This window comes from Streptomyces sp. NPDC055078 (assembly GCF_053607985.1).
Genome location: NZ_JBSGUP010000187.1, coordinates 1 through 12,844, shown reverse-complemented (window position 1 = coordinate 12,844; position 12,844 = coordinate 1). Strand labels below are relative to the sequence as shown.

Genomic DNA, 12,844 nt, shown 5'->3' with positions numbered 1-12,844 from the left:
GCAATATGGTCGTCGACATCGGCGGCGGCACCACCGAGGTCGCCGTCATCTCCCTCGGCGGAATCGTCACGGCACAGTCGATTCGGGTCGCGGGTGACGAACTGGACAACGCGATCATTCAGCACATCAAGAAGGAGTACTCACTCCTGCTCGGCGAGCGAACCGCCGAAAGCATCAAGATCACCATTGGCTCCGCCTATGACATGGACAAGGACGAGCACACCGAGATCCGCGGCCGTGACCTTGTCTCCGGGCTGCCGAAGACCGTCGTGATCTCGGCCGCCGAAGTCCGCAAGGCGATCGAGGAGCCGGTCAACGCGATCGTCGACGCCGTCAAGACCACCCTCGACAAGTGCCCGCCCGAGCTGTCCGGCGATGTCATGGACCGGGGCATCGTGCTGACCGGCGGCGGCGCGCTCCTGCGCGGTCTCGACGAGCGGCTGCGCCGTGAGACCGGAATGCCGATCCATATCGCCGAGGACCCGCTGGACTCGGTGGCGCTCGGCTCCGGCAAGTGCGTGGAGGAGTTCGAGGCGCTCCAGCAGGTGCTGGACGCCCAGCCCCGCCGCTGAGGAGCGTCGTCGAAACAGCGCCGTCCGCCCGGAAGGCACGCCGGGCGGACGGGACTTCGGCGACCCGGCCCGGGCGCCGGCGCCGTGGGTCCATGCCACCGGGGGCCGCGACCGGCCGCGGGCCCGCGAAGGGCGCGGGGGACTCCCCTGTATGGGTGCCTGCCGACCCGTACGGCCGATCGTTGATATACAGACATCTCCATTCCTACGAGGAAGGCACGGCCGCCGCACGTGAGGGACACACGAGAGAGCCGGCTGCTCCTGGTGCTGCTGATCGCCATCGCGTTCGCTTTGATCACGGTGGACATCCGCGGGGGCGAGGACTCACCCGTCGACGGCGCCCGGCAGGCCGCCGCCACCGTCTTCGGCCCGGTCGAGAACGGCGTCGCGGCAGCGGTCGACCCGATCGGCAACGCGATCGGGGCCGTTCGCGACTCCGGCGAGCGCCATGACCGCATCAGTGCGCTGGAGCGGGAGAACGCGGAACTCAAGGCGAGACTCGGCAGCGACGACCGCACCCGCAGCCGGGTCCGCCAGCTCGACGGAATGCTCAAGAAGGCCACGGCCGGGCAGTACGGCATCAAGGGCGCCGAGGTCATCGCCATAGGAGCGGCCCAGGGCTTCTCCTGGACCGTGACCATCGACGCCGGCTCCCGCGACGGCATCGAGCGCGATATGACCGTCCTCAACGGGGACGGACTCGTCGGCCGGGTCACCACCGTCGGCCCCGGCACGGCGACCGTGCTGCTCGCCAGCGACCCGGACTTCACGGTCGGCACCCGGATGGAGAAGACCGACGAACTGGGCTTCGCCACCGGTCAGGGCGACCGCCCGCTCTCGGTCCAGCTCCTCAACGGCAAGGCCAAGGTCAAGAAGGGCGACCGGCTGGTCACCTTCGGCTCCCAGGGCGCCAAGCCGTTCGTCCCCGGCGTCCCGATCGGCGAGGTCGTCCGGGTCGACCCCTCCGGCGGCGATCTGACCCGGAACATCTTCGTACGCCCCTATGTCGGCTTCAGCAAGCTCGATGTCGTGGGCGTGGTCGTCCAGGCGCCCCGCACCGACCCGCGTGACACCGTGCTTCCGCCCAAGCCGGCCAAGCCCCGGCCCGTCCCGACGGTCACCGTCACGGTCACCCCGTCGCCCGGCGGCGAGAACCCCCAGGGCGGCATCCTGAACGACGGCCAGGCACCGGCCGACGGCCGGACACCGGGCACCGGCCGGACGCCCGGCACCGGCCCGAGCGACACCCCGGGCGCCACCCCGAGCGACAACCCCGGCGATACCCGTGCACCGAACGACAGCCAGACCAGCCAGACCAGCCAGACCAGCCAGAACGACGTGCAGTAGGAGCTGATCCGTCATGCGTGTCAACCGGATGCTTCTCGCCACGACCCTCGTCGTGGTCGCCCTCGTCATCCAGGTCTCCGTCCTCGCCCGCCTCCAGCTCCCCGGCGCCGTCCCCGATCTGCTGCTGCTCGTCATCCTCGGCCTCGCCTTTGTGTACGGGCATCTGGCGGGCGCCTTCATCGGCTTCGGCGCGGGACTCCTCGCCGATCTCGCACCCCCCGCCGACCACGCGGCCGGACGGTACGCGCTGGTGCTCTGTGTGATCGGCTATCTGGCCGGCCTGGCCCGCCCCGAGAACGGCCGCATCAGATCCGCCACCGGACCGATGCTCGTGGTCGTCGCCGCCGCCATCGGCTCCACCCTGCTGTACGCGGGGGTCGGTGCCCTCGTCGGCGACACCGCCGCCCGCCAGGTGGGCCTCGGCACCCTGCTGTTCACGGCCGCCGTCTACGATCTGCTGCTCGCGCCGTTCACCGTGCCGCTGATCATGGCGCTCGCCCGGCGGGCCGACAACGATCCGCTCGCCGAGAACCAGGGCGGCGGCTCCGATGTCTCCGCCGGCTGGCTCTCCTCCGGCACCGGACTGCGGATCGGCAGCCAGCGCGGGGGGCTGCGGATGAGGACCGCCCGTACCAGAGCCGCCAGGGCGGGCCGTATCAAGGGCGTCAAGCGACTGTGACCGAGGGGGCATTCGCACCATGAGCAATATCCCGGAGACCGGGCGGACCCCCCGGGTCCAGATCCGGCTCGTCGTCATCCAGGTACTGGTCTTCTCGCTGCTGCTCACGCTCGGCGGACGGCTCTGGTACCTCCAGATCCGCAACGGCCAGGAGTACACGGACGAGGCGAAGAACAACGGCGTCCAGCGCGTCGTCCAGCCCGCCGTCCGGGGCTCCATCCTCGACTCCCGGGGCGTCCCGCTCGCCGACAACGAGACCCGCCTCGTCGTCTCCGCGTCCCGCACCGAGCTGATGAAGATGAAGGACGACGGCAAAGGCGTCCTCGCCCGGCTCGCGGGCGTCCTCGGCATGCAGCCCAAGGACGTCCAGGACAAGGTCCGGCTCTGCGACGCCAAGACCCCCCAGCCCTGCTGGAACGGCTCGCCCTACCAGCCGATCCCCGTCACCGACGAGGCCACCACCCAGCAGGCCCTCCAGATCCGCGAGCGCGCCGAGGACTTCCCCGGCATCACCGCCGAGCCCACCGCCGTACGCCGCTACACCGCGCCCGGCAAGGCCAACACCTCACAGGTCCTCGGCTATCTCTCCCCGGTCACCGACGTCGAGATCGAGAAGGCCAAGGACAGCGACTCGCCCTACCTCCGCTCCGACCAGGTCGGCCGCTCGGGTCTTGAGCGCACCTACGACGCGGCCCTGCGCGGCAAGGCGGGGGTCACCCGCTACGAGGTCGACAACCTCGGCCGGGTCATCGGCGAGGCCGCCCGCGACAAGGCCAGGCCCGGCGCCAACCTCGTCACCTCCATCGACGCCCGGGTCCAGGCCGTCGCCGAGTACGAGCTGAACGAGGCGATGAAGGCCGCCCGCAAGGAGATCGACAAGAACGTCACCGGGAAGAACTACAAGGCCGACGCGGGCGCGGTCGTCATCATGGAGAACAAGACCGGCCGCATCATCTCGATGGCCTCCCAGCCGACGTACGACCCCAACGCCTGGGTCGGCGGCATCTCCCGCAAGGACTACGCGAAGCTCACCGGCAAGGACTCCAACAACCCGCTGCTCAACCGGGCCATCCAGGGCCAGGCGGCCCCCGGCTCGATCTTCAAGGTGATCTCGTCGACCGCCGCCGTCAACGCCGGATACGACTTCAAGGGCAACTACCCCTGTCCGTCCTCGCTCTCCATCGGCGGCCGGGAGTTCAAGAACTTCGAGTCCCAGGGCTACGGCAGCATCGACCTCGGCCGGGCCCTTGAGGTCTCCTGCGACACCGTCTACTACGGCCTCGCCCACCGGGAGTGGCTGAAGGACGGCGGCATCAAGCCGAAGAAGAACCCCAAGGACTGGTTCTACAAGACCGCCCATCAGTTCGGCCTCGGCAAGGAGACCGGCATCGACCTCCCCAACGAGGTCACGGGCCGGGTCCCCGACCGCGAGTGGAAGCAGGACTTCTGGGAGGCCAACAAGACCGGCTGGTGCAAGCAGGGCAAGAAGGACGGCGGGTACGCCGAGAAGGTCGCGTACGAGAACTGCCTCGAAGGCAACCGGATGCGCGCCGGTGACTCCGTCAACTACTCCATCGGCCAGGGCGACATCCTCGTCACCCCGATCCAGATGGCGACGATCTACGCGGCCATCGCCAACGGCGGCAAGCTCTACGACCCCACCATCGGCAAGGCGATCATCAGCGCCGACGGGAAGAGCGTCCAGGAGATCAAGCCCAGGACCCACGGCAGGCTTCCGATGGACGCCACCACCGCGAAGCAGATGAACACAGCCCTCGCGGGGGTCGCGACCCGCGGCTCCGCGGCCTGGCGATTCGGCGGCTGGCCGCACGACCGGATCCCGATACACGCCAAGACGGGTACCGCGGAGGTCTTCGGCAAGCAGACCACCTCATGGTTCGCCACGTACACCAACGATTACACGATCGTCATGACGATCTCCCAGGGCGGCACCGGCTCCGGTGCCTCGGGACCGGCCGTCCGCAAGATATACGAGGCGATGTACGGGCTCGACGAGAAGGGCGGCCAGGACCTGAAGCGCGCCCTGCTGCCCGCCCCGCAGAAGACCCTCCCGAAGATCGAGGCCGACGGCTCCATCGACGCCCCGACGATCAAGCCGTACAAGCCCCGCAAGCCGCTGACCGAGACGCGGGTGGCCGCCGGGCCCCCGCCGGGCGGCACCCCGCCACCGGACGGCGACCGCACCGACCAGCTCGCGGGCCCGCCCGCACGGAGGGACTGAGACATGGCCGGCACCAATGGCTTCTCCGTCTCCGGATACGGACCCCGGCGCGGCGGCCTGTGGAACCAGCTCGTCGCGCGCGACTCCGTCGTACGGCGGCTCGACTGGCCGCTGCTGCTGAGTGCCCTCGCGCTCTCCGGTATCGGCGCGCTGCTGGTCTGGTCCGCCACCCGGGGCCGGACCGAGCTGAACGAGGGCGACCCGTACTACTTCCTCGTCCGCCATGTGCTCAACACCGGTATCGGCATCGCGCTGATGGCCGGCACGATCTGGCTCGGACACCGCACCCTGCGCGGCGCCGTCCCGGTGCTCTACGGCATCTCCGTGCTGCTGATCGTGCTGGTGCTCACCCCGCTCGGTGTCACCATCAACGGCGCGCACGCCTGGCTGGTGGTCGGCGGCGGACTCACCATCCAGCCCTCCGAGTTCGTGAAGATCACGATCATCCTGGGGATGGCGATGCTGCTGGCCGCCCGCGTCGACGCGGGCGACCTGGCGCACCCCGACCACCGCACGGTCGGCAAGTCGCTCGGCCTGGCCGCCCTGCCGATGGCGATCGTCATGCTGATGCCGGACCTCGGCTCGGTGATGGTCATGGCCGTGATCGTCCTCGGCGTACTGCTCGCGTCCGGCGCCCCCAACCGCTGGATCCTCGGACTGATCGGCAGCGGGGTGCTGGGCGCGTTCCTGGTCACCGCGCTCGGACTGCTGGACGAGTACCAGATCAACCGCTTCGCGGCCTTCGCCAACCCGGAGCTGGACCCGGCGGGCGTCGGCTACAACACCAACCAGGCGCGGATCGCGATCGGATCCGGCGGCCTCCTTGGCACCGGCCTGTTCAAGGGCTCCCAGACCACCGGTCAGTTCGTCCCCGAGCAGCAGACCGACTTCGTCTTCACCGTCGCGGGGGAGGAGCTGGGCTTCCTCGGCGCCGGACTGATCCTGCTCCTCCTCGGTGTGGTGCTGTGGCGTGCCTGCCGGATCGCCCGGGAGACGACCGAGCTGTACGGCACGATCGTCGCCGCCGGGATCATCGCCTGGTTCGCGTTCCAGTCCTTCGAGAACATCGGGATGACGCTGGGCATCATGCCCGTCGCCGGACTGCCGCTGCCGTTCGTGTCGTACGGCGGATCGGCGATGTTCGCGGTGTGGGTGGCCATCGGACTGCTCCAGTCCATCCGGGTACAGCGGCCGATAACCGCATAGGCCCCCGGTCCCCGGTGCGGCGGCCGGGTGGATTCCGTGTCGGGCACGACGTCGACCGCCATGGCCTCACGGCGCAGGCCCATCTCCAGGACCCGCGCCAGGTACTGCTCATCCTCGGCCACCTACGGGTACGCGCACCCGCCCTTACCGGCCCGCTGTGAGTTTCCGGACATCGTCTATCAGATGCCGGATGTGAACCGTGTATGAGAACCGGAACCTCGCCCCAGCCGGGGAAACGCGACCCAAAGGCCGTACTGACTAGCGTCTCGCCCATGAACGTCTTTCAAACGGGCGTGGTGGCGCCTGACCTGCTACCTGGGGAAGACAGCGATGCTCGTCGGTGTCTGCTTCGTCATCTGTGATTTCTTCGACGACAAGCAGTACCGGACCGTCGTCGGACCCACCACCAAGACCGCCGACTTCGCCACCGTCGTCGTCGTACGGCCCGTCGCCGTCGCCGTCACCGTCACCGGCACCGTCATCCTCGCGCTGATCGTCGCCTCCGCACTGCGCGAACGCCGCACCGAACCGGGCATCCCGCTCGCGCTCGGCGAGCGCGAGCCCCGGCTGCTCGGCCGGCACCTCACGGAAGCGGCAGGCTGACCCGCCAGAGCTGACGACAGGTCACCCGTCGTACGGTCCCGCCCCCACGGCCGTATCCGCCCCGAAAGGTCCCGCGGACCCCTCACCCCCGTAACCCACAGCGGTACGGCCACCTCACGGTGAACCTTTTCACCCCGTGGCCGTCATCCCCACCAATCAGATCAATCAGATCAATCGGACCAATCAGACCGACAGGAAGGACAGTTCGTGCGCGTCAAGAACCGGAAGGGGCTCGCACTGGCCACAGCCGTGGCCGGGGCGCTCATAGCCACCGGTGTCACCCAGGCGGTGGCCACACCACCCGCGGGACCCGACCTGAGAGCGGACGCCAACCGCGACGGCCGCGTCGATGTCTCAGGCGACTCCGACACACCCGGGGAGGACACCTGGACCTCCTCCCGGGGCGCGATCCTGCTGCCCAACATCGATGACGACACCAAACGCTGCCCCCTCAAGGACACCAGCGGCAAGCCCCTGACGGACGCGCAGCTCGCGGCCTGCCACGACGCCTCGGACAACGTCGTCAACGGCGCCCGGGACGCCCACGACCTGGCCAGGCTGCGCAGCGTCCCGCGCCGCGCCACCCCGGCCGGCGCCACCGGCACCGTCACAGCCGTGGGCCCGGGCGCCTCCCGGACCCGGCTGTTCATCAAGCGCGACGGCCGCTGGACCCACCTGAAACCGACCGACGAACTCACCAGGTCCGAGCTGCGCGCCGGGGTGGAACTGGGCATCGAGGCCAAGGACGTACGCCGCGACGCGGCCGCATGGGACGGACGCGTCACCATCCGCCTCACCGTCACGCACAACGGCTCCTCCGCATCCGACGACGTGACCATGCGAGTCGCCCCGGTACTCACCCACCACCATCTCCAGCAGGTACAGCAGGTGATGGTCAAGGAGGTGACGGGCAACGACGAGTACGCCAAGTTCCAGCGCGAGTTCGTCAAGGAACTGGCCGGGCAGGTCAAGGCGGCGGGGATCGACAAGCCGCTCAAGAAGTTCACCGAGGACATGCTCGACGTCTGGGTTCAGGACTTCTTCGAGCCGGGCTACGCGGCCATGCCGGGCCCGGACGGCAAGCCCCGGGCCATCCGGGTGATGATCCGCTCGGCGCAGCCGGAACGGACAGCGGGCCGGGAGCTGTACGAGAAGGTGCGCGGCCCGGGCGTGGGCGTCATCCAGGTCGACGGGGTGCGCGACACCGAGGGCGGGACGCTGGACTCCATGGGCAACCTGGAAACCATCCCTCCCCACAGGCACAATGGCAAGAACTACCCCGCGGGCCGGATCATCATGGGCCACTGGCCGGACACCGGTGAGAAGCCCGCCAAGACGATGCGCGACTTCCTCTCGGCCCAGGGGATGCAGTCACCACTGCTCCTCGACACCTCATGGCTGCACGTGGGCCATGTCGATGAGTTCATCCAGTTCCTGCCCGCCGACACCCCGCGCGGCTGGCGGATCGGCGTGGCCGACCCGGAGGCGGGCATGGAGCTGCTGCGCAAGGCCCAGCGCGAAGGGCACGGCGACACCAAGATGTTCTCCGCGCCCGACAGCAGGGACCTGCCGGCCCCGAAGGAGACCATCAACCGGGTGCTGGCCTCCAGCAAGTTCGCGGCCGGCAACAAGCTGGCCGCCGACCGGATCAGGGCGAACCTGGACATCATCAAGCGCGAGACGGGTGTCACCGACTCAGAGATCGTCCGGGTGCCCAGCCTGTACTCCAAGCTGGGCCTGCTCGACTGGCAGGGCGGACGGGTGACCAACAGCCGGGGGCTCGTGCGGCTGGGCCCGGATACGACGGGGCCCATGAGCCGGCGCTACGAAGGGAAGAAGCGGTCCCAGGGACAGCGCGAGATGCCGCCGATACCGGACCTCCCCTGGCTGGCTGCCTACGTCCCCGGGGCGATCAACGGCGTCGTGCTGACCCCGAAGCACTACCTCGCACCCAAGCAGTGGGGCCCGGTGATCAACGGTAAGGACATCTTCACCCGGGCCGTCAGCACGGCCTACCGCAAGGCCGGGTTCAAGGCGATGTACATCGACGACTACCACACCTACCACCGCGGTATGGGCGAGGTGCACTGCGGAACGAACACCCTGCGTGAGACATCTGCCTGGTGGCCAGGCCGGCGCTGACGGTCACGGTGCCGCCGCCCTCGGCGGATGGCGGCGGCACCGGCTCGTCCGGCCACTCCGGCCACTCCGGCCACCCCGGCCACCCCGGCCACCCCAAGGTTACGAGAGGGGTCCCCCTCGCGGTGGACGGGTAGATTCAGTTCATGGCGGACACGAAGCGCGAAATCGAGCGGAAATACGAAGCCACCTCCGACACCCGGCTGCCGGATCTGACCCGGGTGACCGGGGTCGCCGCCCTCGCCGACCGGGGCCGGGCCGACCTGGACGCGGTCTACTACGACACGGCCGACCTGCGGCTCGCCGCGGCCTCCATCACCCTGCGCCGCCGGACCGGCGGCGCGGACGCGGGCTGGCACCTCAAGCTGCCCGTCGCCCCGGGCGTACGCGACGAGATAGCCGCGCCGCTGGCCGGGCCGGGGCGCGGGACGACGGCCGCGCCGCCGGCCGAGCAGGGGGCCGGGACGCCCGAGCCGCCCCCCGCGCCGACGCCCGCCACTGCCACCGCCGCCGAGCCCGTTCCCCGCGCCCTGGCCGCCCTGGTCAGGGGCCGCGTCCGGGAGGCCGGACTCGCTCCCGTGATGCGGCTGCGGTCCTCCCGTGAGATCCACCATCTCCTCGACGCCGACGGCACCCCGCTCGCCGAGCTGAGCCGTGACGCGGTCCGCGCCGACCGGCTCACCGACGGTGACGCACGCTCGGCGGCCTGGGACGAGATCGAGGTCGAGCTGGCGGACGACGGCGATCCGGCGTTCCTGGACCGCGTCGACAAGAGGCTGCGGAAGGGCGGACTGCGGGCCTCGGCCTCACCGTCGAAACTGGCCCGCGCCCTCGCCGAGACGGGCCTGGCCGCACCGGTCCCGGCCTCGCCCGAGCCGCGCGACGCGGGCGGCCATATCCTCGCCTACCTGCGGAAACAGGTCGACGCCCTGCTCGCCTACGACCCCGCCGTCCGCCGCGATCTGCCCGACTCGGTGCACCAGATGCGGGTCGCCACCCGCCGGCTGCGCAGCGCCTTCCGCTCCTACGGCAGAATCCTGGACCGGACGGTCACCGACCCCATCGGCGAAGAGCTGAAATGGCTGGCCGGCGAGCTGGGCGTGGCCCGCGACCAGGAAGTTCTCACCGAGCGGCTGCGCTCCCGGCTCGACGCCCTGCCCCGGACGCTGCTGCTCGGCCCGGTGCGCGGCCGGCTCCGTATCCGTACGACCGCGCATGGCTCGGGCTCCCGGCGCCGGGCCGTGGCCACGCTCGACAGCAAGCGCTATCTCGCCCTGCTGGACACCCTCGACGCCCTGCTCGCCGACCCCCCGCTGCTCAGCGCGGCGGCCCGCCCGGTCGCCCGGGTGCTGCCAAAGGCGGTGCTCAAGGACTACGACCGGCTGGCCGCCCGGATCGGTCTGGCGCTGGACCTGCCGCCGGGCCATGAGCGCGATCTGGCGATGCACGACGCCCGCAAGGCCGCCAAGCGCGCCCGGTACGCGGGGGAGGCGGCGACCCCCGCCCTCGGCAAGCCCGCGAAACGGTTCGCCAAGCGGATGAAGGCCGTCCAGACTGTCCTCGGCGACCACCAGGACAGCGTGGTGGCCCGCGACGCCCTGCGCCAGATCGCCATCCAGGCCCATGCGGCGGGCGAGTCGGCGTTCACCTGGGGGCTGCTGTACGGACAGGAACAGCGGGCGGCTGCGGACCGGGAACGGGAGCTGCCCGGGGTCTGGGCCGGGGCGTCACGCGACGGGCTCCGGATCGCGCCGGGCGCCTGAGCGGCGGGGCGGGGAGGCCATGGGCGGGGTGTGGCGGGAGGGGCTCCGGACGGCGCTGGGGGCCCGAGCGCCGGGGTAGGCTTGATGGTCACCTCTGCCAGCTCACGAAAGCCCTGAGATGTCTCCTGCCGAGTCGGTCTTCCCACAGCTAGAAGCTCTGCTCCCGCATGTGCAGAAGCCGATCCAGTACGTGGGCGGTGAACTGAACTCCACCGTCAAACCCTGGGACGCGTGCGATGTCCGCTGGGCGCTGATGTACCCCGACGCCTACGAGGTCGGGCTGCCCAACCAGGGCGTCATGATCCTGTACGAGGTGCTCAACGAACGCGAGGGCGTCCTCGCCGAGCGCACGTACAGCGTCTGGCCCGACCTCGAAGCGCTGATGCGCGAGCACCAGGTGCCCCAGTTCACCGTGGACAGCCACCGGCCGGTCGGCGCCTTCGATGTCTTCGGCCTCAGCTTCTCCACCGAGCTGGGCTATACGAACATGCTCACCGCCCTGGATCTCGCGGGCATCCCGCTGGCGGCGAAGGACCGTACGGTGGACGACCCGATCGTCCTCGCGGGCGGCCACGCGGCCTTCAACCCCGAGCCGATCGCCGAGTTCATCGACTGCGCGGTCATCGGCGACGGCGAACAGGCCGTCCTGGACATGACCGGGATCATCCGGGCCTGGAAGGCGGAGGGCCGACCCGGTGGCCGCGAGGAGGTCCTCCTCCGGCTCGCGAAGACCGGCGGTGTCTATGTCCCCGGCTTCTACGACGTGGAGTATCTGCCCGACGGCCGTATCGGCCGGGTCGTCCCGAACCGCTCCGGCGTCCCGTGGCGCGTCTCCAAGCACACGGTCATGGACCTGGACGAGTGGCCCTACCCCAAGCAGCCCCTCGTCCCGCTCGCCGAGACCGTCCATGAGCGGATGTCCGTCGAGATCTTCCGCGGCTGCACCCGCGGCTGCCGCTTCTGCCAGGCCGGCATGATCACGCGTCCCGTACGGGAGCGAAGCATCACCGGCATCGGCGAGATGGTGGACAAGGGGCTCAAGGCGACCGGCTTCGAGGAGGTCGGCCTGCTCTCGCTCTCCAGCGCCGACCACTCCGAGATCGGCGATATCGCCAAGGGCCTCGCCGACCGGTACGAGGAGGAGAAGATCGGCCTCTCCCTCCCCTCCACCCGGGTGGACGCCTTCAATGTCGACCTCGCCAACGAACTCACCCGCAACGGCCGCCGCTCCGGTCTCACCTTCGCCCCTGAGGGCGGCTCCGAGCGGCTGCGCAAGGTCATCAACAAGATGGTCTCGGAGGAGGACCTGATCCGTACGGTCGCCACCGCGTACGGCAACGGCTGGCGGCAGGTGAAGCTGTACTTCATGTGCGGGCTCCCCACCGAGACCGACGACGACGTCCTCCAGATCGGCGACATGGCCGTCAACGTCATCGCCAAGGGCCGAGAGGTCTCCGGCTCCAACGACATCCGCTGCACGGTCTCCATCGGCGGTTTCGTGCCCAAGCCGCACACCCCCTTCCAGTGGGCCCCGCAGCTCAGCGCCGAGGAGACGGACGCCCGCCTCGGCAAGCTCCGCGACAGGATCCGCGCCGACAAGAAGTACGGCCGCTCCATCGGCTTCCGCTACCACGACGGCAAACCGGGCATCGTGGAGGGTCTCCTCTCCCGGGGCGACCGCCGGATCGGCGCCGTCATCCGCGCCGTGTACGAGGACGGCGGCCGCTTCGACGGCTGGCGCGAGCACTTCTCGTACGACCGCTGGATGGCCTGCGCCGACAAGACGCTGCCCGCCTTTGGTGTGGACGTCGACTGGTACACCACCCGTGAGCGCACCTACGAGGAGGTCCTGCCCTGGGACCACCTGGACTCCGGTCTGGACAAGGACTGGCTCTGGGAGGACTGGCAGGACGCGCTGGACGAGACCGAGGTCGAGGACTGCCGCTGGACCCCGTGCTTCGACTGTGGCGTCTGCCCGCAGATGGACACCAGCATCCAGATCGGCCCCACGGGCCGGAAGCTGCTGCCGCTGTCGGTCGTGAAGTGATCCACGCCCGGCGCTTGCCGCCGGGCAGTACCGCGAAGGGCCCGGTCAACCGAGTTTCCCCTGATGACCGGGCCTTTCGGTGGCCGGGGACGGAGGGGGCCACGGGGGCCGGGCGGGTGGCCGGTCCGGCGCTGTGGGCGGCCCGGGAGACGGTACGGCGGGCCGGGCGGGGTGCGGGGCGGCGCCCCGGCGGACCGGTGGGCGATCCATGGGCCAGGGAACCGGTCGGCGCTCCGGCGCGTACTC

9 protein-coding genes are annotated in these 12,844 nt (G+C 70.3%); all 9 read left to right on the top strand.

The features are described 5' to 3' along the window. Positions 1 to 572 (top strand): rod shape-determining protein (locus ACWF94_RS17800; RefSeq protein WP_453488590.1); only part of this gene is annotated, 572 nt, incomplete at its 5' end. 231 nt (positions 573 to 803) lie between these two features. Then, on the top strand, positions 804 to 1,919 hold the full coding sequence (mreC, locus tag ACWF94_RS17795) for a rod shape-determining protein MreC (protein ID WP_453488587.1): 1,116 nt from the start codon (positions 804 to 806) through the stop codon (positions 1,917 to 1,919). A gap of 13 nt (positions 1,920 to 1,932) precedes the next feature. Continuing rightward, positions 1,933 to 2,598 (top strand): rod shape-determining protein MreD, encoded by a 666-nt coding sequence (gene mreD / locus ACWF94_RS17790; protein ID WP_453488584.1) that lies wholly within the window; start codon positions 1,933 to 1,935, stop codon positions 2,596 to 2,598. A 19-nt stretch (positions 2,599 to 2,617) separates the two neighbouring features. Further along, positions 2,618 to 4,840: a penicillin-binding protein 2 gene (gene mrdA, locus ACWF94_RS17785; RefSeq protein ID WP_453488581.1), complete on the top strand. Its 2,223-nt coding sequence runs from the start codon at positions 2,618 to 2,620 to the stop codon at positions 4,838 to 4,840. Between the two features lie 3 nt (positions 4,841 to 4,843). Next, positions 4,844 to 6,046 carry a rod shape-determining protein RodA gene (rodA, locus tag ACWF94_RS17780; RefSeq protein WP_453488578.1) on the top strand — a complete coding sequence of 401 codons (1,203 nt, stop codon included), beginning with the start codon at positions 4,844 to 4,846 and terminating at the stop codon, positions 6,044 to 6,046. A gap of 330 nt (positions 6,047 to 6,376) precedes the next feature. Continuing rightward, positions 6,377 to 6,649: a hypothetical protein gene (locus ACWF94_RS17775; protein WP_453488575.1), complete on the top strand. Its 273-nt coding sequence runs from the start codon at positions 6,377 to 6,379 to the stop codon at positions 6,647 to 6,649. Between the two features lie 207 nt (positions 6,650 to 6,856). Then, positions 6,857 to 8,791, top strand: coding sequence for a protein-arginine deiminase domain-containing protein (locus tag ACWF94_RS17770; RefSeq protein ID WP_453488572.1), 1,935 nt, complete (start codon positions 6,857 to 6,859; stop codon positions 8,789 to 8,791). A 143-nt stretch (positions 8,792 to 8,934) separates the two neighbouring features. Then, a complete protein-coding gene (locus ACWF94_RS17765) occupies positions 8,935 to 10,551 on the top strand; it encodes a CYTH and CHAD domain-containing protein (protein ID WP_453488569.1) in 1,617 nt (538 codons plus the stop codon). Between the two features lie 118 nt (positions 10,552 to 10,669). After that, positions 10,670 to 12,598: a TIGR03960 family B12-binding radical SAM protein gene (locus ACWF94_RS17760; protein ID WP_453488566.1), complete on the top strand. Its 1,929-nt coding sequence runs from the start codon at positions 10,670 to 10,672 to the stop codon at positions 12,596 to 12,598. The last annotated feature ends 246 nt before the right edge of the window (positions 12,599 to 12,844 follow it).